The organism is Flexivirga endophytica (assembly GCF_014640635.1).
Lineage (GTDB): Bacteria > Actinomycetota > Actinomycetes > Actinomycetales > Dermatophilaceae > Flexivirga > Flexivirga endophytica.
Genome location: NZ_BMHI01000001.1, coordinates 218,726 through 242,397, shown reverse-complemented (window position 1 = coordinate 242,397; position 23,672 = coordinate 218,726). Strand labels below are relative to the sequence as shown.

Here is a 23,672-nt window from a genome sequence, read left to right as displayed (position 1 = left end):
TGCGCGCTTTGGAAGTACGAGAATTCGTGCCACCGCTCCAGTGTCGTGCGACCGCAATGGAGCGTCAACATTCTGAGATAGCGATCTCAAAATATGGACGTGACGTAAACCACCACCGCCCCGAGGAAACGACCTCGGGGCGGCTTGAACGGGTGTCGGGATCGCAGGTACGACGATGCCCGGCGGGTGAGCGTGCGAACCCGGCGGGAGGAGTACCTGCCAAAGGCACTACAGGATCGCTTGCAGGAACTTCTTGGTGCGCTCGTGCTGCGGGTCGGAGAACATCGCGTCGGGCTCCGCCTCTTCGATGATGTGCCCGGCGTCGAACATCATCACGCGGTGCGAGACGTCGCGAGCGAACTGCATCTCGTGAGTCACCAGCAGCATGGTGATGTCGGTGCTGTTGGCGACGTCGCGCAGCACACCGAGCACATCGCCGACGAGCTCGGGGTCAAGCGCCGAGGTGACCTCGTCGAGCAACAGGATCTCCGGCTCCATCGCCAGCGCCCGGGCGATCGCCACCCGCTGCTGCTGGCCGCCGGACAACCGGGTCGGGTGCTCCTCGGCCCTGTCGCCGAGGCCCACCTGGTCGAGCAGCTTCTTGGCCTTCTCCCGCGCCTCGTCCTTGGACTGGCCGAGGACGTGGATCGGCGCCTCGGTGATGTTCTCGATCACCGACATGTTCGGGAAGAGGTTGAACTGCTGGAAGACCATCCCGATCCGCTTGCGGATGACGGAGATTTCCTTGGGCTTCATGGCCACCCTTTTGCCGGCATCGTTCTTCCGGTGCGTGAGCGGATCGCCGTCGACGTAGATGAAACCGCCGCTGAGCTCCTCCAGAGTCATCAGCAGCCGCAGGATCGTGGTCTTGCCGGAACCGCTCGGGCCGATCAGGGTGACCCGCTCGCCCTTGGCGACATTGAAATTGAGGTCGTTGAGGACGACGTTCTTGCCGAACTGCTTCGAGACGTCCTCGAAAGCGATGCGCGGCCGGCCGTTGCCGTCGAAATCCGGTCCGGTCTGGACCGCCGCGCCCGATTGCTTGGACAGGTCGGGCGCACCCGCACCGTCGGTCTTGTCAGTAGGCAAGCTTCTTCTCCAATCGGCGCATGAGGATGGCGGTCGGATAACTCGCCACCAGGAAGATCAGCCCGGCAATGGTGAACACCTCGATGTAGTCGAAGTGGTCCCCGCCGATCTGTCTGGCTTGGGTCACCATCTCAATGACACCGATCGCCAGCAGGTAGGGCGTGTCCTTGAACATCGCGATCGCCCAGTTGCCGAGTGACGGCAGCGTCGCTCGCAGCGCCTGCGGGATGATTACGACGCGCCATGTCCGACTCTGCGGTAGTGACAGCGCCGTCGCGGCTTCCCACTGCCCCTTGGGCAGCGACTCAATGCCTGCGCGATAGGACTCGGCCATGTAGGTCGAATAGTGAACCGCGAAGACCACGATGCCGATGATCATCAGCCGGTGGTTCAGCTGGTCCGGGCCATCGAGGTGGGCCAGCCAGCCCTGCGGCGTGACGATCCCGTAGGTCACGATCAGCAACTGCAACGGCAGGGGCGTCATCCGTATGACGCCGAGCAGCCACCCCAGGACCTTGCTGAGCGGACCGGGCAGCTCCCGCAACGCAACGGCCCAGACCAGGCCGAGGAGCGCGGACAGAATTGACGCCGCGACGGTGACGAGGAGCGTGACCTCGAGAAACGCCTTGAGGATGTCGGGGAAGGCCTCGTTTGCGAGGCTCCAGTCCCATTTCACGGACGAGCTCATCAGGCCACCGCCTCCGCTGTCGCCTGGGCCGTCTTGACCTTGGAGGGTCTGATGCCCAGTCGCCGCTGCGCACGAACTTCCAGATGACGCAGGAAGGCCGAGAACGCCAATGCCGCCAGGTAATAGAGCACGAAGGAGATGCCGTAGACCGTCCAGGCATCCACGCCGGACTTGCGCAGGTCGTCACCGACCGACGTGAGGTCGGGCAGGCCGATGAACAACGCGATCGCGGTGCCCTTGACCAGCATGACCATCAGGTTATTGAGCCCCGGAAGCATCAGCGCCCACGCCTGTGGCCAGATAACCCGCCGGATCTTGGTAAGCCACGACATGGACAGCGCTGTCGTCGTCTCCCACTGACCAGGTGGCACGGCGTTCAGCGAACCGCGCACGACCTCGGAGCCGTACGCACCGTAGTTGAGGCCCAGTGCGATGACGCAGAAGAGCAGCGGATGCGAACCCACGCTGGTGGCCTGCGGCAACACGTACACCAGGACGAACAGCTGTACGACGAGCGACGTGCCGCGAAAGAACTCCACGATGATGCGGGACACCGTCCGGACCACGGCGAGCCGGGAGATGGCCGCGAGGCCGAGTACGACGGCGACAACGAACGCCACAGCGCCGCCGAACACGGACAGCTCAAGAGTGACCTTCAACCCGTCCAGCAGCGTGTGCCAGTGGTCCTGGAGGGTTTCGACGACGCCAGCCGGTGCGATGGACGACAAATCAGGCACGATCCTTGTGCTCCGATCGTCCGATCACTTACTTCGCGTCCGGCAGCTTGCCGGAGCAGAGGTACTTGGTGTCGGTCGTCTTGCCCTTGGGACGCTCGGCCTCGGTGAAGCCGTACTTACCGACGATCTTGTTGAACTGCTTCGGGTCGTCGATGATCTTCTTGAGTTCCTTGTTGTAGGCCTTGAGGAGCTTGGTGTCGTCCTTGCGGAAGACGGCGGCGCCCGCACCGATCTGCAGCTTGCCCTTGACCTCGGCGGTGAACGCCTTGGTGACCTCGACCTTGCTCTGCGCCTTCTGAGTCTTGACCAGCGTGCGCAGCGAGATCGCGGTCAGCGCGAAGACATCAGCCTGGCCGTTCTCGACCGCACGCAGGCCGTCCTGCGGCGATCCGACGGTCTGGGTCTGGATGCCCATCGTCTTGGCGTAGCCCTGCTCGATGGCGCCGTTCTCGGTGACCAGGTTGACCTTCTTCGCCTTCAGGTCCTGCATGGTGTGCAGCCCCTTAGGGTTGCCCTTGGGCACCAGGAAGGCCGTCTCGTAGGTGATCTCCGGGTAGCTGAACGCCGCCTTCTTGCAGCGATCCGGCAGGATCGACATACCGGCGCTGACCTCGTCGTACTGGCCGGAATTGAGGCCGGGGATCAGTGCGTCCCACTCGACCTTCTTGGCCTCGACCTTGTTGATGCCGAGCTTCTTGTAGACGGCCTTGTCCAGCGCGATGGTGGCGCCGTCCGGCTTACCGTCCTTGCCGATGAAGCTGTAGGGATTCTCGCCGTTGATGCCGACGGTGACCTTGCCGGCCTTCTTCAGCGACGACAGGGTGTCACCACCGCCACCGCCACCGCCACCGCTTGAACCACCACACCCGGAAAGGGCGAGAGCACCTGCTGTCAGCACAGCAGCAGCGGCGGTTGCACGTCGTGTACGCAGTCTCATGTTTCTGGGGCCTTTCGACACACGGGGAGCCACGCCGAACGCACCTCCGGGAGAACGGGACCTCTGGAGGCTATGTCGCCGTCCGGCACATCTCAATCACAGGTTTGGCGCAGGTAATGGGGGGGCCAAGGACGGTCAAACTCCTCTCGAAAGCGTCGCTGACCAGCCAAGACGACACATTGTCGACAAGTAGACGATACTCGCCCCGGGCGGGTTTGGGCCGGGATTCTTCGTTATCACTTTGAGACATTCGGCGGCCGAATCGCGCCGATCTGTGTCATTCGTCACAGCAGTCACACCCGGCTAAGGTGCCGTGCATGCAGGTACGACCGATCGCCGATGACGAGCTCCCCGATTACATAGCGAGCACCATGCGCGAGTATGCAGAGGACAAACACACCAACGGCGGTGTGCCGCTCGAGGAGGCCCACCGGCAGGCCGAGCTGGAGACTGCGCAGCTCTTTCCCGACGGGAAACTGGCGCCCGGGCACGCGGTCCTGATCGCAACGGATGACGCCGGGGACCGGGTCGGACGCCTCTGGATGGCGCGTCGTGGTGAAAGCAAAGAATTCGCGTTCATCTACGACATACAGGTCGAACCCGCCGCCCGCGGCAAGGGTTACGGCCGCGCCCTGATGCAGGAAGCCGCACAGTGGTCACGGGACAACGGTCTCGACACGCTCACGCTGCACGTCTTCGGCGGCAACGACGTCGCCATCAACCTCTACGAGTCGCTCGGCTTCGTCACGACCGACCGCATGATGAAGCTGGCACTCTGACGCCGTCATACCTGCCACGTACCGTCGTCGGGATGGAACAACGAACACGCCGCGCCCTGATCACCGCGAGCACCTCGGGCATCGGGTATGCCGTCGCGCAGGACCTCTTACGTCGCGGCGCGCAGGTGACGGTCCACGGCCGCACCCGCGGATCCGCAACAGCCGCGGCGGAAAAGCTCGACGCAACGGTCGAGTCGTTGCACGGCGACGTCTCGAGACCCGACGAGGTCCGGACGCTCGCCGCCCAGGTCGACGCCGGTCACTTCGACGTCCTGGTCCACTGCGCGGGGCCGTATGCCGAGCACACGCACAGCACTGCAACGCCTGCAGACTGGCAGTCGGCCTACCAGACGAATGTCGTGTCCGCCGTTCAGCTGGCGACCGCGGCATTGGCGCCGATGCGCGACCGTGGCTTCGGTCGGGTGGTCTTCATCGGCACACGCGCCACGCGCACGCCGATCCCCACGATGATCGAGTACTCCGCCGCGAAGGCAGCTCTGGCCAACGCCACGATCAGCCTTGCCCGGACCGCAGTGGCCCCCGGGGTGACAGTCAACATGGTCAGCCCCGGAGTCATCCTCACGCCGGCGATGCAGCGGCTGTTCGCGAGCCGGCCGGAGTCGGCCGGTCGCAGCTGGGATGAGATCGAGGCGTCTCTGGTGGCCGACTACGCGCCGAACCCACAGCAGCGCCTCGGCCGGGCCGAGGAGATCGCCGCGCTCGTCGGATTCCTGTCGACTGATGCGGCGGGCTACATCAACGGTGCGGACATCCCGGTGGACGGCGGCATCACCGGCACCCACTGAGAGGTAGTCGGCGCTCGGTCAGCTCCCGGGCAGCTCACGCACGGCGCCACGGTCGGCCGAGGTCGCCATGGCGGCATACGCCCACAGTGCCTTGCTGACGACGCGATCGCGGGCCACCGGCTGCCACGGGCGCTCGGAGGCGTCCATCTCCGCCCGACGACGCTGCAGTTCCTCGTCGTCGACCTGCAGCTCCAGCCTTCTGCTGACGACGTCGATCAGGATCGGGTCGCCGTCGCGCACCAGGCCGATGGCGCCGCCTGCGGCAGCCTCCGGGGAGACGTGACCGATGGACAGGCCGCTGGACCCACCCGAGAAGCGGCCGTCGGTGACCAGGGCGCACTTCTTGCCCATGCCGGTGCCCTTCATGAACGCGGTCGGGTGCAGCATCTCCTGCATGCCCGGGCCACCTGCAGGGCCTTCGTAACGCACGACGAGAACCTCGCCCGGCTGGATGATCTTGTTGAGGATGACGTCGACCGCCTCCTCCTGGGACTCCACGACCCGCGCGGGACCCTCGAAGTGCCACAGCTCCTCGTCGATGCCGGCGGTCTTGATGACGGCGCCGTCGGCCGCAAGGTTGCCGCGCAGGATCGCCAGGCCGCCCTCGGTCGTGTAGGCGTGCTCCTTGTCGTGGATGCAGCCGTTCTCGGCGTCGGTGTCCAGGTCAGCCCACCGATTGTCGGTCGAGAACGGCTCGACGGTGCGCACTCCCCCGGGCGCCGCATGGAAGAGCTCGAGCGCCTCGTCGGTGGTCTTGCCGGAGCGGATGTCCCAGTCGTCCAGCCACTGCTCCATGGTCGGCGAGTGCACGGTGCTGACGTCGGGCTCGAGCAGTCCGGCGCGACGCAACTCACCGAGGATGGCGGGTATGCCGCCCGCACGGTGCACGTCCTCCATGTGGAAGAACGAGTTGGGCGCGACCTTGGACAGGCACGGCACTCGCTTGCTGATCTCGTCGATGGTGGTCAGGTCGAAGTCCTTGACCTCGCCCTCCTGCGCCGCGGCCAGGATGTGCAGCACCGTGTTGGTGGAGCCGCCCATCGCGACGTCGAGCGCCATCGCGTTGCGGAAGGCCGCCGACGTGGCGATGTTGCGTGGCAGGACCGAGTGGTCGTCGTCGTGGTAGTACCGCTTGGCCAGATCGACCACGACGGACCCGGCGCGCTCGAACAACGCCCGGCGCGCCGAGTGCGTCGCCAGTGTCGAGCCGTTGCCCGGCAGCGCGAGGCCGAGCGCCTCGGTCAGGCAGTTCATCGAGTTGGCGGTGAACATGCCCGAGCAGCTGCCGCAGGTCGGGCAGGCGGAATTCTCGATCGCGGCGAGCGCTTCCTCGTCGACGTTGTCGTCGGCCGAGGCGGAGATCGAGGTGATCAGGTCCGACGACGGGTGCACGACGCCGTTCACCGAAACCGTCTTGCCTGCCTCCATCGGCCCACCGGAGACGAAGACCGTCGGGATGTTCAGCCGCATCGCGGCATTGAGCATGCCGGGTGTGATCTTGTCGCAGTTGGAGATGCAGACCAAGGCGTCGGCCGTGTGCGCGTTGACCATGTATTCGACCGAGTCGGCGATGATCTCGCGACTCGGCAACGAATAGAGCATGCCGCCGTGGCCCATGGCGATGCCGTCGTCCACCGCGATGGTGTGGAACTCACGGGCCACGCCTCCGGCCGCACGCACCCCCTCGGCGACGATCTCGCCCATGTTCTTCAGGTGCACGTGACCCGGGACGAACTGGGTGTAGGAGTTCGCGACGGCGACGATCGGCTTGCCGAAGTCGCCGTCGGTCATGCCGGTCGCTCGCCAGAGCGAACGCGCGCCCGATGCTGCACGACCGACTGTGGTTGTCCGAGACCTCAGAGCTGGCATCGCCACAGTCTACGCGGACGTCCACGGACTGGGACGGTGATCTCAATCACCGGACGTCCGTGCGGTGTGTATGGCGCTGAGCCGTGCCGTCCCGGGTGCCAGGTCCTTCCACTTGACCGCGACCTGTAGCACCGCTGCCGTGCACGTCGGGTACCCGCCCTCGAGATTCGGGCCGCCCTCCTCGACCTGCGCGCCCTCGATGAGGGCGGCCGCGAGGCCCGGCATACCAGGGGCATGCCCGACGACTGCGATCGAGCGGGACGGTCCGCCCTCCTCGGCGATCACGCCGAGCAGTCGTTGCACGGACGCGTTGTAGATGCGCTGGTCGTTGGCCACCAGCGCGCCGAGCCCGCTACTGGCGACGACGTCCGCCCAGGTCTCCCTGGTCCGGACTGCGGTCGAGCACAGCACGAGGTCGACCCGCAGCCCCTGCTCCTTGAACCAGTGGCCGAGCGCTTCCGCGTCGGCGTGCCCGCGCTGGGTGAGCGGGCGGTCGTGGTCGGCCTGGCCGTCGCGCGGTTCGGCGGCCTTGGCATGCCGGACGAGGATCAGCTGACGGGATGCCGACGTCATGCCGGACCCTTCGTTCCTCGGGTGCCGGCATCCGACCTAATGCCTTCTGGGCGCTCGCTTCGCTCGCTCATGGCTGCAGCATTTCACCTCTGCCCGGTGACCACGACATTGCGCAACGGCGCGCCCGCCGCGAACCGAGCGAGCTGCCCACGCAGCAGTTGCAGCGCACGCGGCTCGAACGCAGTGGAGGCACCGCCGACGTGCGGGGTGATCAGCACGCCCTCGGTGCGCCACAACGGATGCTCGGGCGGCAGCGGCTCCGGATCGGTCACGTCGAGTGCGGCCCGCACCCGCCCCGCGGCACACGCCTCGACCAGCGCGTCGGTGTCGACGATCCCGCCGCGCGCAACGTTGACCAGGAGCGAGTCTCGCGGCATACGGGCCAGGAACTGCGCATCCACCAGGTGATGCGTCTGCTCGGTCAGCGGCAGGATGAGGAAGACGATCTCGTGCTCCGGCAGCAGCGTCGGCAGCTCTTCGATGCCGTGAACGCTGTCGACGAAGTCGTCACCGGCGCGCGGCCGGGACGCGACGGCGGTCACCGAAACCTCCATCGCCACAAGCCGTTTCGCGATCGCAACACCGATCGAGCCGTAGCCGATGATCAACGCGTGCCGGTCCGCGAGCGACGGCATACCGGCCAGCCGCAGCCATTCCCCGTCCTCCTGCGCCCGCACCGCCTGCGGTATGCCGCGCTGCGCGGCGATCGCCAGCCCCACCGCGAGCTCCGCGGTCGACGTGTCGTGGATCCCCCGGCCGTTCGCGAGCGCGACACCATCGGGAAGGTAGGGCACTGCGTGCTCGAAGCCCGCGGTCACCAGCTGCACCGCCTCGAGTTTCGGCAGCTCGGCCAGCCGGGCCAGCCGCTTCGGGTTGCCCATGTATGGCGGCACGACCACCGCGATGTCGTCTCGTGGTGGCGCGTCCTTCATGTCCCACACGACCGGCTCGACGCCCTCGACGTCGGCCAGCGCGGCCACCCAATGTTCCTCCGGTAACGACACGACAGCCATGCATTGAACCTAATCGGGACACTCGACCCAGCAGAGCCCGGGCTCGACGTACCCACCCCTTGCGCCGAGAGGACAGGCAACACACCGAGGGGACAGGCAATTCGGGCCAGATTGGCCGAAATCGCCTGTCCTCTCGACGAATGGGTGTCCTCTCGGCGAGAAGAGCGCGGTCAGCTGGTGAGCTTGGCGAGGATGAGTTCGCGGGCCTTGGCGGCGTCGGCCTGACCCTTCAGCTCCTTCATCACCTGACCGATGAGCGCACCGGCGGCGTTGAGCTTGCCGTCGCGGACCTTCGCGGCGATCGGCTCGTTGGCGGCGATGACCTTGTCGACCGCGGCCTCGAGAGCGCCGTCGTCCTGGACGAGCTCCAAGCCGCGGGCGTCGGCGACCGTGGTCGGAGCACCCTCGCCGGCGATGACGCCTTCGAGGACCTGTCGGGCCATCGAGTCGTTGAGCCTGCCGCCCTTGACCAGTCCGTCGAGCTCGGCGACATACGCAGGGGTGACGTTGAAGTCCTCGACGCTCTTTTCCTCGGCGTTCGCGCGGCGGGCGAGTTCACCGGTCCACCACTTGCGGGCACCGGCCGGCGTGGCACCGGCGGCCACACTCGCCTCGATCAGGTCGAGCGCGCCGGCGTTGATGACGTCACGCATCTCCAAATCGCTGTAACCCCAGTCGGATTGCAGGCGCCTGCGGCGCTGCACGGGCGGCTCGGGCAGCGTGCCGCGCAACTCCTCGACCCGCTCGGCGCGCGGTGCGACCGGCACCAGGTCGGGCTCCGGGAAGTAGCGGTAGTCGTCGGCGTCGGACTTGGGACGTCCGGCCGTCGTGACGCCGGTGTCCTCGTGCCAGTGCCGGGTCTCCTGAGTGATCGTGCCGCCGTCGTTCAGCACCGCAGCCTGCCGACTGATCTCGTAACGGACCGCGCGTTCGATCGATCGGAGCGAGTTGACGTTCTTGGTCTCGGTGCGGGTGCCGAGCTTCTCGGTGCCGATCGGTCGCAGCGAAAGGTTGGCGTCGCAGCGGACCGAGCCCTGCTCCATCTTCACGTCGCTGATGCCGAGCGCCTTGACCAGGTCGCGCAGCGTGGCGACATACGCCTTGGCGATCTCGGGTGCCCGCTCCCCCGCGCCCTCGATCGGCTTGGTGACGATCTCGATGAGCGGTATGCCGGCGCGGTTGAAGTCGACCAGCGAGTACTCGGCGCCCTGGATGCGGCCGGTGGCACCGCCCACGTGCAGCGACTTGCCGGTGTCCTCCTCCATGTGCGCGCGCTCGATCTCGACACGGAAGATCTCGGTGCCCTTGCCGGATGCGGCCGGGATCTCGACGTCGAGGTGACCGTCGAAGCAGATCGGCTCGTCATACTGGCTGGTCTGGAAGTTCTTGGGCATGTCCGGGTAGAAGTAGTTCTTCCGGGCGAAGCGGCACCAGGACGCGATGTTGCAGTCCAGCGCGAGGCCGAGGCGGATGGCAGACTCGACGGCCTTGTCGTTGACGACCGGCAGGGCGCCGGGCAGGCCGAGGCAGACCGGGCAGACCTGGGAGTTGGGCTCGGCGCCGAATCCCGTTGCGCACCCGCAGAACATCTTGGTAGCGGTGTTGAGCTCGACGTGCACCTCGAAACCCATCACCGGGTCGTATGTCGCGAGAGCCTCGTCGTAGTCGACGACTGCGTCGGTCATCAGTTGCCCGCCTTTGCTGTCAGTGCCGGGGCTTGCGCCAGGATCGGGCCGCCCCACTTCTCGTGCAGCGCTGCCTCGAGCGCCGCGGCCGCGCGATAGAGCCGCTCGTCCTTGGTGGCCGGCGCGAGGATCTGGAAACCACTGGGCAGACCGTCCTCGGACGCCAGGCCATTGGGTATCGAAATGCCAGGAACGCCAGCGAGGTTCGCCGGGATGGTGGCGACGTCGTTGAGGTACATGGCCATCGGGTCGTCGAGCTTCTCGCCGAGCTTGAACGCCGTGGTCGGCGCAGTCGGGGTGACCAGCACGTCGACCTTCTCGTATGCCGCCGCGAAGTCCCGCGCGATCAGCGTGCGGACCTTCTGCGCCTGGCCGTAGTAGGCGTCGTAGTAGCCGGATGATAGGGCGTAGGTGCCCAGGATGACGCGGCGCTTCACCTCATCGCCGAACCCGGCCTCACGAGTGGCCGCCATGACCTGTTCGGCGCTGGGGCTGTCGACGCCCTCGGGCCCGACCCGCAGGCCGTAACGCATCGCGTCGAAGCGCGCCAGGTTGGAGCTGGCCTCGCTCGGCATGATCAGGTAGTAGGCGGCCAGGCCCTTCTCGAAGCTGGGGCACTCCACCTCCACGACCTCGGCGCCGCGGTCGACGAGCAACTGCACCGATTCCTCGAAGAGCTGCTTGACCCCCGGCTGGAAGCCTTCGCCCGAAATACCTTTGATGACACCGATTTTCATGCCCGAGACGTCGGCCTGACGGGCAGCCTCGACCACCGGCGGCACCGGCGCGTCGATGGACGTCGAGTCCATGACGTCGTGCCCGCCGATGACCTCGTGCAGGAGTGCGGCGTCGAGCACCGAGCGGGTGCACGGCCCGGCCTGATCCAGCGAGCTGGCCAGTGCGATGAGGCCGTAGCGCGACACTCCGCCATACGTCGGCTTGGTGCCCACGGTGCCGGTGACCGACGCGGGCTGGCGGATCGACCCGCCGGTGTCGGTGCCGATCGCCAGCGGCGCCTCGAAGGCAGCGACGGCGGCCGACGAGCCACCGCCGGATCCGCCCGGCGTGCGGTCGAGATCCCACGGGTTGTGGGTCGGGCCGTATGCCGAGTGCTCGGTCGAGCTGCCCATGGCGAACTCGTCCATGTTGGTCTTGCCGAGGATCGGCATACCGGCCGCGCGGAGCTTGGTGACGATCGTGGCGTCATACGGGGGGATCCAGCCCTGCAACATCTTGCTGCCGGCGGTGGTCTCCAGGCCCTTGGTCGCGACGATGTCCTTGACCGCAATGGGGACGCCCGCGAGCGGCCCGAGCTTCTCCCCTGCCGCGCGCGCTTCGTCGACCGCCTTCGCGGCGGCCAGCGCGCCCTCGGCGTCGACCTGCAGGAAGGCGTGTATGGCGCCGTCGACCTCGGCGATGCGGTCCAGGTGTGCCTGCGTGACCTCCACCGAGGTGGTGGTGCCGCTGGCGAGTGCGTCGGCGATCTCGGCAGCCGTGAGCCGGGTGTAATCAGTCATCGTGTTCTTCTCGGCTCTCAGTCCTCGTCCAGGATGCGCGGCACGGCGAATCGCTCGGCCTGCGCGTGCGGTGCGGCGGCAAGCGCCTGCTCGGGCGTCAGGCTCGGGCGGACCTCGTCCGGACGAGTGACGTTCTCCAGCGGCAGCGGGTGCGACATCGGCGGCACGTCGTCGGCGCCGATCTCGCCGACGGTGGCCACGAACCCGACGATCTGGTCCAACTGACCGGCCAGCCGGTCGAGCTCGGCGTCGGTGAGCTGTATGCGGGCGAGCATGGCGACGTGGGCTACCTCGTCGCGGGAGAGGTCAGACATGGGGACAGTCTATTTCGCGTGACTTCGCGCATTTCCTCCGGAGTAGGTCTGCTGCGGGATACGTTCAGGCGTCACACTGGTCACACGCAGTGATACAACTTGATAGCTGAACGAAGTTTCTCCGAGCTCGATGAAGATCATCCACCCGGCACAGGAGGCTGTCATGCCCGGCATCACCATTTCGTCCGCCTACGGCGCAGGGGGCGGAGTCGTCGCACCTCGCGTTGCAGAACGCCTCGGTTTCGCCATGCTGGACCGCGCGATCAGCGCCCGTGTCGCGGGCGAGCTCGATGTCTCGCTGCAGGAAGCCGAGGAGGGCGAGCGGAAGCTCAGCTTCGCCGATCGGTTCTTCCGCAACCTCGCTCCCCTGGCCGACACGATCAGTGGCGGCGCTGCGATCGCCGCCGCCGACGGTGCGGCCGCCGAGGAGTTCCGGGCCGAGGCGAACAAGATCATGTGCGAGGCGCTGACGGATGGCGCCGTCATCCTCGGCCGTGGTGGCGCCGCCGCCCTGCAGAACCGCACCGATGTCCTGCGGGTGCGGCTCTACGGCAGCCCCGAGGAACGCATCAAGGCTGCCGAGAAGTTCGGCGAGGGCAAGGTCTCCCCGGAGCAGGCTGCCAAGAACCTCGAGCAGGTCGACGCCGCCCGCGCCAAATACGTGCAGCACCTGTACTGCCGGGACATCGACGACCCGACGCTCTACCACCTGCAGGTCAACACGCCCCTGCTCGAGCTGGAGCAGTGCGTCTCGATGATCATCGACGCCTACCGCGCGTTCGCCGCCGGCCCCGGGGCGGGCAGCGACGCGCCCACCTACGCCCCGGATGCCGATTGAGTCCGGCGCCGATCGACAGGACGCGCGACGCCGAACAGCTCCATCGCGACCGGTCGCGTGCCGAGTCGTTCGGAGCGGTCGCTGCGGAGTATGACGAGCACCGCCCGGCATACCCGCCGGCTCTGATCGAAACCGTCCTCGCCGAGGTTCAGGCCGGCGTTCAGGCGAGCGCCGGCTGCACCCCTGAGGTGCTCGATGTGGGATCGGGCACCGGTATCGCCGCCCGACAGCTGCGTGCGGCCGGGGCGAATGTCCTTGCGGTCGAACCCGATCCGCACATGGCGGCGGTCGCCCGGGCGGGTGACCTCGACGTAGAGGTCGCGACGTTCGAGGCGTGGGACCCCTCCGACCGCAGTTTCGATGTCGTTTCCTTCGCGCAGTCCTTCCACTGGGTCGAACCTGCCTCTGCCGCACGCAAGGCGTGGGACGTGCTCCGGCCCGGTGGTGGACTCGCGCTCCTGTGGAACCGCTTCACCGAGATCGATCCGCCCCGCGAACGCATCTCCGAGGTCGACGAACGCCACCTGACCGCCGTGGGCAGCGCACGACCGTCGGAGAACCGCGAGGCATCCGTTGACGGTCTGCTGCGCGGCATCGGGTTCACCGTCGAGCGACGCACGTTCCACGAGGACCGGCGATATGCCCGAGATGCCTGGCTGGACCTGCTCTTCACTTACTCGCGATATCTCGTGCTCGACGACGCTCATCGAACCGCGGTGCGCGCTGAGCTCTCCGCGCTCGTCGGCTCGGGCGGCGTCCGCATCGAAAATGACGCGCTTCTGGTGCTGGCACGCAAGCCGGTCTGAGCTGCGTCCGGGAGTTCGGACCAGCAGAACGTGCGGTGCGACGCACCGCGTTGGGGCCATCACGGGCGAGAGTCGCACTACCCTGCCGGTATGGCGACCAAGTCCGAGCCCACGATCGTCGAGTGCACCGGGGAGACCGAACTCATCGGCGACCGGATGATCGTCCGGCTGCCCGACGACACGAGCATGGCGTTGCCGTCGCGAGGGCAGGTGGCTGCCACTGTGCTGGTCGACGGGCACACCCATCCCACCGTGATCGAACCCGACGGCCGGCGCGGCCACTGGATCGCGATCGATGACGGACTGCGCAGCGAACTCGATCTCGCAGCGGGGACATCGGTCGACCTGGAGATCCAGCCGACCAAGTCCTGGCCGGAACCCGATGTCCCCGAGGACTTTTCGGCCGCAATCTCCGAAGCGAGTGACGTCAGCGAGCTGTGGGACGACATCACGCCGATGGCACGGTGGGAGTGGGTCCGCTGGATCAACGCGACCAAGAACCCAGTGACTCGCGATCGTCGCGTCGAGGTCGGAGTCTCCAAACTGCGGTCCGGCAAGCGACGCCCGTGCTGCTTCGACCTGTCGTCGTGCACCGATCCGGAGCTGGCCAAGAGCGGCAAGCTCGTCGAGCCCGAAGAGCGCGGGTAGCGTCGCCACACAGGAGCAGTGGAATGCCGCCCTCGGCCCGCCAACTGACCGGTGACGAGGAAGAACTCGTCGCTCTCGCGGGGCGGACGATCGATTCAGGGACCGACACCGGCCCGGACGAGGGCGGCGTGCACACGAATCGACGAGGGCTCGGCGATGGTCTGAGCGGCGCCCGTCCTCAGACGCGGGAGCGCACGATATCGGCCGTGATGTCGAGGTGCCCGCGATGCTGTGCAAGCTCTTCGTAGACATGCATCAGCACGCCGCCCTGGGTGCGGACCTCGTCCCGGTCCATATTGTGCTCCTCGAGCGTCCCGCGCGGGACCGCCTCACCGTCGAAACCCTGCAGATCAGAACGGAAGGCCGCCCCCTGTCGCTCGACCAGCGCGACGAGCTCGTCGACCGTGCCGGAGGAGGTGAACTCGGCCGGGCGGTCCCGGGAGATGGTCCGGTCGGCCAGCACCTGGCCGCCCCAGAACTCCAGGACGCCGCAGCAGTGCCGCACGATCTGGTATGCCGTGTTGCCACCGGGCAGACCGGTCTGCGCGTTCGCCAGGTCGTCGCCCAGCTCGCGCAGGGTTGCCGACATACCGTTGAGTGCGCGGTCGATGTGGACCAGCGCGACGTGCAGTGGGACTGCTTCGCTCATGTGAAACTCCTTGCCCAAATTGCTGATTCGCGACACGGCACTTGGTCTCGAGTCGGCCGTCCCTACTCGGCGTCGTCGGCTTCCGGTGGGCCGTTCTCGAGGAGCTCCTCGAAGCCTTCCTCGTCCAGCGTCGGAACGCCCAGTTGCTCGGCCTTGTCGGCCTTGGAGCCGGCGTTGGCGCCGAGCACGACGTACGAGGTCTTCTTGGAGACCGAACCGGCCGCCTTGCCGCCGCGCGCGATGATCGCCTCCTTGGCCGAGTCACGACTGAAGCGCTCGAGCGAACCCGTCACCACGATCGTCAGTCCGCTCAGTGTCTGCACGATCGACTCGTCGCGCTCGTCGGCCATCCGCACGCCGTCCTCGGCCCACCGCTCGACGATCTGTCGGTGCCAGTCGACCTCGAACCAGTCGATGACGGCCTGTGCGATGACGCCTCCGACGCCGTCGGAGGCTGCCAAGTCCTCAACACTCGCCGCTCGGATCGCCTCGATCGAGCCGAACTCGGTCGCGAGCGCACGTGCCGCGGTCGGGCCGACGTGCCGGATCGAGAGTCCGACAATCACCCGCCAGAGCGGCTGCTCCTTGGCAGTCGAGAGGTTGTCGAGCAGCCGAACACCGTTGGCGGACAACACCTTCCCGTCGACGATGTCGTCCTCGGAGTCGGTCTTCTTCGCTGCACGCGTGTAGATCGGGACCTGCACGAGCTGCTCACGGGTGAGCCGGAACAGCGTCGACTCGTCGGTGATCACGTCGGACTCGAGCAGCGCGACCGCGCCCTCCCAGCCGAGCGCGTCGATGTCGAAGGCACTCCGCCCGGCGAGGCTGAAGAGCCGCTCGCGCAGCTGCGACGGGCAGGTGCGCGAGTTGGGGCATCGGATGTCCTTGTCACCGTCCTTCTCGTAGGCCAACTCCGTGCCACAGGACGGGCAGTGGGTGGGCATCTCGAACTCGCGCTCCGAGCCGTCGCGCAGGTCGACCACCGGCCCGAGGATCTCGGGTATGACGTCACCGGCCTTGCGCAGAACCACCGTGTCGCCGATCAGCACACCCTTGCGCTTGACCTCGAAAGCGTTGTGGAGTGTGGCATTCGCGACCGTCGAGCCCGCGACCACGACCGGCTCCATCACCCCGAACGGCGTCACGCGCCCGGTCCGGCCGACGTTGACCTCGATGTCGAGCAGCTTGGTGTTGACCTCCTCCGGCGGGTATTTGTAGGCGATCGCCCAGCGCGGGGCGCGCGAGGTCGAACCCAGCGCGCGTTGCACCGGCACTTCGTCGACCTTGACGACGACGCCGTCCAACTCGTGCTCGACGGAGTGCCGATTGGCGCCGGCCCACTCGACATACTTCTGCACCTTGGCGGCGGAGTCGACGACCTTGTAGTGGCTCGACACCGGCAGGCCCCACTCGCGCAGCAGGTCGTAGGCCTGCGACTGCCGCTGTATGTCGAACCCGGTGCGAGCACCGATGCCGTGCACCAGCATCCGCAGCGCACGGCTCGCGGTGACCCGCGGATTCTTCTGGCGCAGCGAACCGGCCGCGGTGTTGCGCGGGTTGGCGAACGGCGGCTTGCCGGACTCGACGAGCGCGGCGTTCAGCTGCTCGAAGTCGGACATGCCCATGAAGATCTCGCCGCGAACCTCGACGAGCTCCGGGATGTTGTCACCGGACAAACGGTGCGGAATGCCTTCGACCGTGCGGACATTGGAAGTGACGTCCTCACCGGTCGTGCCGTCGCCACGCGTGACGCCACGCACGAGGCGGCCCTTCTCGTAGGTCAAGTTGATCGCCAACCCGTCGATCTTCAGCTCGCAGAGGAAATGCAGCGGCTGGTCGCCCACCTCGCGCTGTACCCGGGCGATCCAGGCGCCCAACTCCTCGGCGCTGAACACGTTGTCCAGGCTGAGCATCCGCTCGGCGTGCTTGACCGCTGTGAAGTCGGTGTTGAAGATCGCGCCGCCCACCTGCTGGGTGGGACTGTCGGGGGTGCGCAGCGCCGGGAACTCCTCCTCCAACGCGTTGAGACGCCGCATCAGCTCGTCATAGGCACCGTCGCTGATCGTCGGGGCGTCGCGCACGTGGTAGGCGAACTGGTGACCGCGGGCCTCCTCAGCGAGCTCGGTCCACTCGTGCCGCTTTTCCACCGGTATGCCGTCCGTCTCGCTCACCCGCCCAATCCTGCCGTACGGCGCAGACAATGGTGCAGGCACTTGATCAGCGTTCGGCCAGGTCGCGTATGGCGTGCGCCGCGTCGACCGTGAGCCGGCCGATCCGCTGCGCTTCGGCCGGCGAGAGACCGGACAACCCGCACGCCGGCGTGACAACGACCTGCTCCAGCAACGCGGGCTCGAGACCGACCCGGTGCCACTGCCCCACGAACGGGTCGACGTGCTGATGGAAGGACTCGTACCTCGCCCTTCCATCAGGCTCTGCGTCATTGGCCGTCCTTCCGCCGGACTGTCGTGGATGCCGCGCGGTCGAATCGGTCGGCACCAGACCCGCCCACAGGCGCCGTCCGGACTCCACCAGCTCGGCGATGCCGTCCCACTGCGCCGCCCTGATGAGTGAGGTGTCCAAGCCCAGCTCGAGCCCGGCGACCTGCCGCACGAGCGGCACGGGAACATCGGCCGCGCAGCAGTGCATGATCTGCGAATCCGCTTCACGCCCAACGGTTTCGGTGAGGCGCAAAAGACCGTCGCGCACGACGTTCGGGTCGACTGCACGGACCCGCCCGTAACCCGAAGCTGTCGGCAGGCGGCCGGCCAGCACCGCCGGAAGCGCCGGCTCGTCCCACTGCACGGTCGCAACGGCCCCCGGCACCAGTCGACGGACCTGCTGCAGGTGCTCCACGACGGTGTCGGCCAGCGACTGCACGATGTCCCGTGCCGCACCGGGGTCGCTGACCACGCGCTCACCACGCGGCAACGCCAGCGTCGCCGCGAGCGTCCACGGGCCGCAGAACTGCACCTTGAGGGCGCCGGTGTAGCCGTCATACACCTCGGCGAGCACGTCGAGGTCCTGTCGCAGGTAGGCGCGGGCACGGGCGGCGTCCCGTCCGGCGGCATCGGTGAGCCGCCATCCCGCGGGCTGCAGGTCGACCGCCAGGCCGGTCAGCTGCGCCGCGGTGCGCCCGATCAGGTCGGCGCCAGGGCCACGGGCGGGCAGCTCCACGAGGTAGGGCAGGCCGCCGTCGCCATACAGCTCACGAACCGCACGCGCGGCGCCCTCGACGTCGGTGCCGGGCAGCGACCCGATCCCGCTCGCCGCTACTGCATTCATCGATAGTCCTTCAGCGGTTTGGTCTTGATGTCCTTGACGGACTTGGTCAGCTTGTCGCCCTTGATGTTGACGAAACAGGTCGCGTCGTGATCGCCGGCGTTCCACTGTGACTCGGACGGGCCGAGGGCGCCAACTACAAGGTCCTTGCGCTCGACCCCACCGAGGTGCTCGCGCACTTCGGGGGTGCAGACCTTCCGCATCGTGGCGCGTAGCGCCTTCTCCTCGGGATAGGGATCGGTGAGCTTGCCCAGCGACAGATCGGTCACGGCCTCCGAGGCGTGCTCCTGCGAACAGCGCACTGGCTCCGCCGTGCCCGAGTGGGTTGTCACCTCGGCGAGGCAGACGCGCCGAGACGCCAGTTTCTCCGGGTCCGACAACTGGCCACGCATCGGTCCGAAGGTCTGCACGATCTTCTCGTCGGGGGCCGATTGGTGAGTCAGGCAGACGATCCGGTCGGCTGACTTGGGGTCGGCCGCTGTCGGCAGCGGCACTGCCTGGAAGAAAGTCGCAACGATCGGCCCACCCAGGTATGCCGCGGCCACCTCGTTACAGGTCCACGTGCGCAACGCGCTGCGCGCCACGGCGTCGTGCTTGTCCCACTTGCTGGGCACGATCGCCGAGACCTCGAATTCGTGGCCCTTTGCGCAGTCCCCGCTCTTCCATTCGCCGGCGGGCTGGTCCAAGCAGTCGCCCACGGTGATGCCCTGCAGATAGTCCTCCGCCGGACTCGACGTCGAAGCCGATCCTGCGCTGCTACCCGTCGAGGCTACGGGTGGGCGGTCGGTCGTCACGGCAACGCTACCGTCCGACCCGCACCCGGCCAGTACGCCGACCGCGAGCGCGGCGGCGGCCAGGCCCAGCGATCGGCGTGCCATCACTTATATGCGGACAGTGGTTTGTTCTTCATGCCCTTGAGCGGCTTGGTGAAAGTGCCCTTGGTGGCCTCCACGAAACAGGCGGTCATCGTCGTGCCGCGCTGCCAGCCGGACTTGCCGGTGCTGTTGGCCGACGCGATCACGTCACCGCGGGCACCGCCGAGGTAGGTCTTGGCCAGGGGCACACACTTCGCCAGGGCCCGCTTGTCGACTGTCTTGCTGCCGGGGTACTTCCCGTCGGCCTTGCCGATCACGTAACCGCCGATGGTCTCGGCCTTGTGCGCCTGGGTGCACGGAACGATGTGCGGCGAGTCCGTCTTGCTCGGCCGATCGCTGGTGCAGATGCGGTAGTTGGTGTAGCCCTTGTCCTTGATGCGGTTCTTCAGGCGGTAGCTGATCTCCTCGTAACCGGAGTCGTCCGGCTTGGTGACCGCGGCCGCGCAGACGATCTGGTGCGCGGCGTTCGGGTCGGTGGACGCCGGCACCGGCTGGGCCAGGATCCGCGCGAAGCCGGAGCTCGGGCTGCCGAGGTAACCGGCCAGCGCGTTGTTGCACGACCAGGTCCGCAGCACGCCTCGCTTGACGATGTCGTCCGCGTCCTTGGACGTCTTGACGACCGAGATGACTTCGAGCTTGTGCGGCTGATCGCAGGACGCCGTTCCCCAGTCGATCGTGTTGTCGAGGCACTGCCCCGCCTTGTATGCCGTGGTCGCTGCGCTGCTGGAGCTCGACTCCGACGAGCTCGTGGGCGACTCGGACGAGGGGCTCGTCGAGGACGTGCTCGGGTCGGGGGTCGGCGCCGCCGACGTGCTCGACGAGGTCGATGTGCCCGGTGTCACCGTGAGCGAGGAGTCGCTGCCACCACAGGCTGCGAGCCCGAGGCAGAGCGTGCTGATGGTGGCGACGGCCAGCAACGGACGGGTCGGGCGGTGGTGGATCAAAGCCATTGCGCAGTCTCTCGTGTCCCTGAGGCGTGCTCAGACGTAACTTCCTGGGTGATCGGCCGCAACGATAGCTGGTGGCGCGTCGGGCCTACGTCATCCTGACGCGCGCGTAACCCGATCGGTTTCATCCGGACACCGGGTCGTCATGACCGGGACGCCTCGAGAACGCGGCTCAGGAGCGACCGGTGGACGTGATCGTCGCGGACCCGACGACACGCGTGCCGTCATACAGGACGACCGACTGTCCGGGTGCCACACCACGTGCCCGGCGGTCCAGCCGCACGGTCACGCGTCCGTCCTCGGCAACGGCCCGGCCGGCGAACTCCTCGCCGTGCGCCCGCAGCTGGGCACCGACCTGCAGCTCGCCCGTGGGCTCGGCGCCGCACCAACGGGCGTGGTCGCCGACCACGACGTCGATGCCCAGCAGGTCCTCGGTGCCGACGACCACCGTGTTGGTGCGCGGCTGCACGTCGACGACGTAGCGCTTGGCGCCGTCCTCGCGCGGCACCTTGAGCCCCAGCCCGCGGCGCTGCCCGACGGTGTAGGCGAACGCGCCCTGGTGCTCGCCGACCACGTCGCCGTCGGTGTCGACGATCTCGCCGGGCTGCTCCCCGAGCCGCTGGGTCAACCAGCCCTTGGTGTCGCCGTCGGCGATGAAGCAGATGTCGTGGCTGTCCGGCTTCTTGGCGACCGAGAAGCCGCGGGCCGCCGCTTCCTCGCGGATCCGTGGCTTGGTGGTGTCGCCCAACGGGAAGAACGAGCGCGCCAACTGGTCGGCGTCGAGCACACCCAGCACGTAGGACTGGTCCTTGGCCATGTCGACGGCGCGATGCAGCTCGCGGCCGTGCGGGCCGTCAACGATCTGGGCGTAGTGGCCGGTCGCAACCGCGTCGAAGCCGAGCGCGAGCGCCTTGTCCAACAGCGCCGCGAACTTGATCCGCTCGTTGCAGCGCAGACACGGGTTGGGCGTGCGTCCGGCGGTGTATTCGGCAACGAAGTCCTCGACGACGTCCTCCTTGAACCGCTGCGCCATGTCCCAGACGTAGAACGGTATGCCGACCTTGTCCGCCACCCGGCGTGCGTCACCGGCGTCCTCGATCGTGCAGCAGCCGCGCGCCGACTCCCGCAGCGTCGCTGCGGACTGGGACAACGCGAGATGCACTCCGACGACCTCGTGGCCGGCCTCGACCATGCGCGACGCGGCGACTGCCGAGTCGACTCCCCCACTCATTGCTGCGACGACCCGCATCAGCGACCACCCCGGCTCGCCGAGCGCGCCCGACGGGCGCGGTCGACCGCGGCAGGCAACGCCGCGAGGAAGGCCGCGACGTCCGCGTCGGTGGAGGTGTGCCCGAGGGTGAGCCGCAGCGCGCCGCGTGCGTCGTCCTCGCTGATGCCCATCGCCAACAACACGTGGCTGGGTTGCGGAACACCGGCCTGGCAGGCCGAGCCGGTCGAGCACTCGATGCCGGCGGCGTCCAGCAGGTAGAGCAGCGAGTCGCCGTCGCACCCGGGCACCCGCAGGTGCGCGTTGCCGGCGAGCCGCGCCGTCACGTCACCGACCTCGTGTGCGCCGGTCACCTCGATGTCCAGGCCGAGATCGAGCGCACCGCGGATCAGCTTGTCCCGCAACGCAGCCAGCTTCTCCTGCTCCTGAGGGAGCTCCTGCATCGCCAGGGTCGCCGCGACCGCCATACCCCTGATGCCGGGGGTGTTGAGGGTGCCGCTGCGCAGCTGGCGCTCCTGGCCACCGCCGTGCGTCAGCGGCACCAGCGACGCGTCTCGCCGGGCGACCAGCACGCCGACGCCCTGTGGCCCGCCGAACTTGTGCGCGCTCGCGGTGAGCAGGTCGGCGCCGGAAGCGGTGAAGTCGACCGGGACCTGTCCGATCGCCTGCACCGCGTCGGTGTGCATGGGTATGCCGTGCTCGTGTGCCACCGATGCGACGTCGGCGACCGGCTGGATGGCGCCGACCTCGTTGTTGGCCCACATCAGGGACACGAGGGCGACCGAGTCCGGGTCCCGCTCGATCAGCTCGCGCACCTGTGACGGGTCGCTGCGGCCCGACCGGTCGACGTCGATCCAGTCGACGATTGCGCCTTCGTGATGGACCAGGTGCTCGACCGCGTCCAGCACGGCGTGGTGCTCGGTGGCACCGATCAGCAGCCGGTTGCGCTTCGGGTCGCCGCCACGTCGTTGCCACCAGGTGCCCTTGACCGCCAGGTTGTCGGACTCGGTGCCGCCGGAGGTGAAGACGACCTCCGAGGGGCCGCACCCCAGCGCGTGCGCGACAGCTTCGCGGGATTCCTCCACGACCTTGCGCGCTGCCCTGCCGACGGTGTGCAACGACGAGGCGTTGCCGCCGGTGGCGAGTTCTTCGGTGATCGCGGCGATGACCTCCGGTCGCGCCGGGGTCGTGGCCGCGTGGTCGAGGTATGCCAGGGACTTCACCCGTCAAGGGTACGCGCGGCCTCCGATGGTGCTCGTGCGCCACCGGTTGCCGGAATTTGCGACACTGTGCCGTGTGTCAGCACTCGCACGCCGCTCACAGCCTCGCTCCCGCACACTGCTCGCCGTTGTCGCGTGCGCAGGTTCGCTCGCGCTGACGGGTTGCAGTTCGTCGAGCCACGACGGGGCCGCGCCGAGCACGACCGCGACCACGTCCGCCGGCCCGACCCTCTGCTCCTCGAAGTCCGGGGCGCACGTCACCGGCACCGCCGTACCCTTCGGCACGGCCGCACCCACCGGATCGTCCTCGGCGCTCGAGATCAGCGCCGGGCGGCCACGGGTGAGCTCGGTGCCGTCCGGCCGGCACGGCTACCGGCTGGTCCAGGTGCCGATCAAGGCAGCCGTCCGGACCAACGGCACGTTCGCTGTCGACCACGGCCAGTTCGAGCTCGTCGACCGCTCGGGCCACGTGTGCCGTCAGCCCTCGATCAACCCGTTGTCCGACGGCTTCGTCGCGCTCACCGTCGATGAAGCGCACACCGGGTCCGGGGTGGTCGCCTTCCTCGTCCCCGGGTCGATGCCGACCGGCCTGCTCGGAGTGCGATATCTGCCCGCCACCGATGCGACCTCGGCGAGCCTGGCCTGGCAGGCGACGGCGCCGACACCGGCGGCCACCAAGGCTTCGAACTCCTGCGACGGGGGCAAGGCGAAGCTGTCCACCTCCGGCAGCGACCAGACCGCCTTCGGAGACACCATCAGCCACGGCGACGACGTGGTCTCGGAGTCGGTGCGCGCCGGGAAGCCCCATCGGAGGGCGTTCAAGCCCGGACCGACCCAGCCCAACGACGTCGACGCCATCGACATCACGGTGCGTGTCTCGGCCAAGGGGGCGGACGCGTATGTCGACCGCCGCGCCTTCGCCCTCGTCGACGGCACCGGTCGGTCGTGCCGCAGCTCCCAGCTCGGTAGCCAGGGCGAGACCCTCACCAGCGCACTGGTGAAGAAGGGCCACTCCAAGGACTACACGATCGTCTTCTGGGCGCCGAAGGGCAGCGCCATACACGGACTGCGGCTGGTGCAGCTCAGCAAACCCGGTGGCACCAAGGCGCAGTCGGTCTGGTCCGACTCCAAGCTGACACTCAAGCCGCTGAAGGGCTGAGCAACGGCGACGGCTC

Annotated in this window: 23 protein-coding genes; 6 read left to right on the top strand and 17 right to left on the bottom strand. The window is 67.8% G+C overall.

Annotated features, from left to right (window positions below; genetic code table 11):
• Positions 1 to 228: 228 nt before the first annotated feature.
• From ehuA to IEX71_RS01115, 4 genes are all read right to left on the bottom strand, one after another.
• A complete protein-coding gene (ehuA, locus tag IEX71_RS01130) occupies positions 229 to 984 on the bottom strand; it encodes an ectoine/hydroxyectoine ABC transporter ATP-binding protein EhuA (RefSeq protein WP_229749470.1) in 756 nt (251 codons plus the stop codon).
• Positions 985 to 1,078: 94 nt separating this feature from the next.
• Positions 1,079 to 1,777, bottom strand: a complete 699-nt coding sequence (locus IEX71_RS01125) for an amino acid ABC transporter permease (protein ID WP_188835138.1) — start codon at positions 1,775 to 1,777, stop codon at positions 1,079 to 1,081.
• A complete protein-coding gene (locus IEX71_RS01120) occupies positions 1,777 to 2,514 on the bottom strand; it encodes an amino acid ABC transporter permease (protein WP_229749359.1) in 738 nt (245 codons plus the stop codon). Before IEX71_RS01120 ends, IEX71_RS01125 begins: the two co-directional genes overlap by 1 nt.
• Before the next feature lie 28 nt (positions 2,515 to 2,542).
• The gene (locus IEX71_RS01115) at positions 2,543 to 3,451 is read right to left on the bottom strand and encodes a transporter substrate-binding domain-containing protein (RefSeq protein ID WP_188835137.1); all 909 of its coding nucleotides are present in this window, start codon (positions 3,449 to 3,451) and stop codon (positions 2,543 to 2,545) included.
• Between the two features lie 317 nt (positions 3,452 to 3,768).
• Here IEX71_RS01115 and IEX71_RS01110 point away from each other — a divergent pair, with 317 nt between their 5' ends.
• Both IEX71_RS01110 and IEX71_RS01105 read left to right on the top strand, forming a co-directional pair.
• Positions 3,769 to 4,230 carry a GNAT family N-acetyltransferase gene (locus IEX71_RS01110; protein ID WP_188835136.1) on the top strand — a complete coding sequence of 154 codons (462 nt, stop codon included), beginning with the start codon at positions 3,769 to 3,771 and terminating at the stop codon, positions 4,228 to 4,230.
• Positions 4,231 to 4,262: 32 nt separating this feature from the next.
• Positions 4,263 to 5,036, top strand: a complete 774-nt coding sequence (locus IEX71_RS01105; protein WP_188835135.1) for an SDR family NAD(P)-dependent oxidoreductase — start codon at positions 4,263 to 4,265, stop codon at positions 5,034 to 5,036.
• A gap of 18 nt (positions 5,037 to 5,054) precedes the next feature.
• Here the strand turns inward: IEX71_RS01105 and ilvD are convergent, their stop codons facing one another.
• The 6 genes from ilvD to gatC form a co-directional block, all read right to left on the bottom strand.
• Positions 5,055 to 6,905, bottom strand: coding sequence for a dihydroxy-acid dehydratase (gene ilvD / locus IEX71_RS01100; RefSeq protein ID WP_188835134.1), 1,851 nt, complete (start codon positions 6,903 to 6,905; stop codon positions 5,055 to 5,057).
• Positions 6,906 to 6,947: 42 nt separating this feature from the next.
• Positions 6,948 to 7,478 (bottom strand): SixA phosphatase family protein, encoded by a 531-nt coding sequence (locus tag IEX71_RS01095; protein WP_188835133.1) that lies wholly within the window; start codon positions 7,476 to 7,478, stop codon positions 6,948 to 6,950.
• A gap of 83 nt (positions 7,479 to 7,561) precedes the next feature.
• A complete protein-coding gene (locus IEX71_RS01090; RefSeq protein ID WP_188835132.1) occupies positions 7,562 to 8,491 on the bottom strand; it encodes a 2-hydroxyacid dehydrogenase in 930 nt (309 codons plus the stop codon).
• 170 nt (positions 8,492 to 8,661) lie between these two features.
• Entirely contained in the window at positions 8,662 to 10,176 is a 1,515-nt protein-coding gene (gatB, locus tag IEX71_RS01085; protein ID WP_188835131.1) for an Asp-tRNA(Asn)/Glu-tRNA(Gln) amidotransferase subunit GatB, read from the bottom strand.
• On the bottom strand, positions 10,176 to 11,693 hold the full coding sequence (gatA, locus tag IEX71_RS01080; RefSeq protein ID WP_188835130.1) for an Asp-tRNA(Asn)/Glu-tRNA(Gln) amidotransferase subunit GatA: 1,518 nt from the start codon (positions 11,691 to 11,693) through the stop codon (positions 10,176 to 10,178). Before gatA ends, gatB begins: the two co-directional genes overlap by 1 nt.
• A 17-nt stretch (positions 11,694 to 11,710) precedes the next feature.
• On the bottom strand, positions 11,711 to 12,007 hold the full coding sequence (gene gatC, locus IEX71_RS01075; RefSeq protein WP_188835129.1) for an Asp-tRNA(Asn)/Glu-tRNA(Gln) amidotransferase subunit GatC: 297 nt from the start codon (positions 12,005 to 12,007) through the stop codon (positions 11,711 to 11,713).
• A 163-nt stretch (positions 12,008 to 12,170) separates the two neighbouring features.
• Here gatC and IEX71_RS01070 point away from each other — a divergent pair, with 163 nt between their 5' ends.
• The 3 genes from IEX71_RS01070 to IEX71_RS01060 all read left to right on the top strand — a co-directional run bounded on the left by IEX71_RS01070 (position 12,171) and on the right by IEX71_RS01060 (position 14,299).
• Positions 12,171 to 12,845 (top strand): cytidylate kinase-like family protein, encoded by a 675-nt coding sequence (locus tag IEX71_RS01070; RefSeq protein ID WP_188835128.1) that lies wholly within the window; start codon positions 12,171 to 12,173, stop codon positions 12,843 to 12,845.
• Complete coding sequence (locus IEX71_RS01065; RefSeq protein WP_229749357.1) at positions 12,842 to 13,651, top strand: class I SAM-dependent methyltransferase; 810 nt, start codon at positions 12,842 to 12,844, stop codon at positions 13,649 to 13,651. Before IEX71_RS01070 ends, IEX71_RS01065 begins: the two co-directional genes overlap by 4 nt.
• A gap of 90 nt (positions 13,652 to 13,741) precedes the next feature.
• Positions 13,742 to 14,299 carry a YdeI/OmpD-associated family protein gene (locus IEX71_RS01060; RefSeq protein WP_188835127.1) on the top strand — a complete coding sequence of 186 codons (558 nt, stop codon included), beginning with the start codon at positions 13,742 to 13,744 and terminating at the stop codon, positions 14,297 to 14,299.
• Positions 14,300 to 14,477: 178 nt separating this feature from the next.
• Here the strand turns inward: IEX71_RS01060 and IEX71_RS01055 are convergent, their stop codons facing one another.
• From IEX71_RS01055 to IEX71_RS01025, 7 genes are all read right to left on the bottom strand, one after another.
• Positions 14,478 to 14,948 (bottom strand): mycothiol transferase, encoded by a 471-nt coding sequence (locus tag IEX71_RS01055; RefSeq protein ID WP_188835126.1) that lies wholly within the window; start codon positions 14,946 to 14,948, stop codon positions 14,478 to 14,480.
• A 62-nt stretch (positions 14,949 to 15,010) separates the two neighbouring features.
• Positions 15,011 to 17,119, bottom strand: a complete 2,109-nt coding sequence (ligA, locus tag IEX71_RS01050; RefSeq protein WP_373284530.1) for an NAD-dependent DNA ligase LigA — start codon at positions 17,117 to 17,119, stop codon at positions 15,011 to 15,013.
• A 46-nt stretch (positions 17,120 to 17,165) separates the two neighbouring features.
• The gene (locus tag IEX71_RS01045) at positions 17,166 to 18,230 is read right to left on the bottom strand and encodes a uroporphyrinogen decarboxylase/cobalamine-independent methonine synthase family protein (RefSeq protein ID WP_188835125.1); all 1,065 of its coding nucleotides are present in this window, start codon (positions 18,228 to 18,230) and stop codon (positions 17,166 to 17,168) included.
• Positions 18,227 to 19,105 carry a septum formation family protein gene (locus IEX71_RS01040; protein ID WP_188835124.1) on the bottom strand — a complete coding sequence of 293 codons (879 nt, stop codon included), beginning with the start codon at positions 19,103 to 19,105 and terminating at the stop codon, positions 18,227 to 18,229. Before IEX71_RS01040 ends, IEX71_RS01045 begins: the two co-directional genes overlap by 4 nt.
• Positions 19,105 to 20,052, bottom strand: coding sequence for a septum formation family protein (locus IEX71_RS01035; protein ID WP_188835123.1), 948 nt, complete (start codon positions 20,050 to 20,052; stop codon positions 19,105 to 19,107). Before IEX71_RS01035 ends, IEX71_RS01040 begins: the two co-directional genes overlap by 1 nt.
• A 169-nt stretch (positions 20,053 to 20,221) precedes the next feature.
• A complete protein-coding gene (gene mnmA, locus IEX71_RS01030; RefSeq protein WP_188835122.1) occupies positions 20,222 to 21,298 on the bottom strand; it encodes a tRNA 2-thiouridine(34) synthase MnmA in 1,077 nt (358 codons plus the stop codon).
• Positions 21,298 to 22,500 (bottom strand): cysteine desulfurase family protein, encoded by a 1,203-nt coding sequence (locus IEX71_RS01025; protein ID WP_229749356.1) that lies wholly within the window; start codon positions 22,498 to 22,500, stop codon positions 21,298 to 21,300. Before IEX71_RS01025 ends, mnmA begins: the two co-directional genes overlap by 1 nt.
• A 73-nt stretch (positions 22,501 to 22,573) precedes the next feature.
• Here IEX71_RS01025 and IEX71_RS01020 point away from each other — a divergent pair, with 73 nt between their 5' ends.
• On the top strand, positions 22,574 to 23,656 hold the full coding sequence (locus IEX71_RS01020) for a hypothetical protein (protein ID WP_188835121.1): 1,083 nt from the start codon (positions 22,574 to 22,576) through the stop codon (positions 23,654 to 23,656).
• The last annotated feature ends 16 nt before the right edge of the window (positions 23,657 to 23,672 follow it).

Bases quoted from the DNA above. Each gene is read 5' to 3' on its own strand.
- IEX71_RS01125 (WP_188835138.1), bottom strand. From the start codon at position 1,777: ATGAGCTCGTCCGTGAAATGGGACTGGAGCCTCGCAAACGAGGCCTTC.
- IEX71_RS01115 (WP_188835137.1), bottom strand. From the start codon at position 3,451: ATGAGACTGCGTACACGACGTGCAACCGCCGCTGCTGCTGTGCTGACA.
- IEX71_RS01110 (WP_188835136.1), top strand. From the start codon at position 3,769: ATGCAGGTACGACCGATCGCCGATGACGAGCTCCCCGATTACATAGCG.
- IEX71_RS01105 (WP_188835135.1), top strand. From the start codon at position 4,263: ATGGAACAACGAACACGCCGCGCCCTGATCACCGCGAGCACCTCGGGC.
- ilvD (WP_188835134.1), bottom strand. From the start codon at position 6,905: ATGCCAGCTCTGAGGTCTCGGACAACCACAGTCGGTCGTGCAGCATCG.
- IEX71_RS01095 (WP_188835133.1), bottom strand. From the start codon at position 7,478: ATGACGTCGGCATCCCGTCAGCTGATCCTCGTCCGGCATGCCAAGGCC.
- IEX71_RS01090 (WP_188835132.1), bottom strand. From the start codon at position 8,491: ATGGCTGTCGTGTCGTTACCGGAGGAACATTGGGTGGCCGCGCTGGCC.
- gatB (WP_188835131.1), bottom strand. From the start codon at position 10,176: ATGACCGACGCAGTCGTCGACTACGACGAGGCTCTCGCGACATACGAC.
- gatA (WP_188835130.1), bottom strand. From the start codon at position 11,693: ATGACTGATTACACCCGGCTCACGGCTGCCGAGATCGCCGACGCACTC.
- gatC (WP_188835129.1), bottom strand. From the start codon at position 12,007: ATGTCTGACCTCTCCCGCGACGAGGTAGCCCACGTCGCCATGCTCGCC.
- IEX71_RS01070 (WP_188835128.1), top strand. From the start codon at position 12,171: ATGCCCGGCATCACCATTTCGTCCGCCTACGGCGCAGGGGGCGGAGTC.
- IEX71_RS01060 (WP_188835127.1), top strand. From the start codon at position 13,742: ATGGCGACCAAGTCCGAGCCCACGATCGTCGAGTGCACCGGGGAGACC.
- IEX71_RS01055 (WP_188835126.1), bottom strand. From the start codon at position 14,948: ATGAGCGAAGCAGTCCCACTGCACGTCGCGCTGGTCCACATCGACCGC.
- IEX71_RS01045 (WP_188835125.1), bottom strand. From the start codon at position 18,230: ATGAATGCAGTAGCGGCGAGCGGGATCGGGTCGCTGCCCGGCACCGAC.
- IEX71_RS01040 (WP_188835124.1), bottom strand. From the start codon at position 19,105: ATGGCACGCCGATCGCTGGGCCTGGCCGCCGCCGCGCTCGCGGTCGGC.
- IEX71_RS01035 (WP_188835123.1), bottom strand. From the start codon at position 20,052: ATGGCTTTGATCCACCACCGCCCGACCCGTCCGTTGCTGGCCGTCGCC.
- mnmA (WP_188835122.1), bottom strand. From the start codon at position 21,298: ATGCGGGTCGTCGCAGCAATGAGTGGGGGAGTCGACTCGGCAGTCGCC.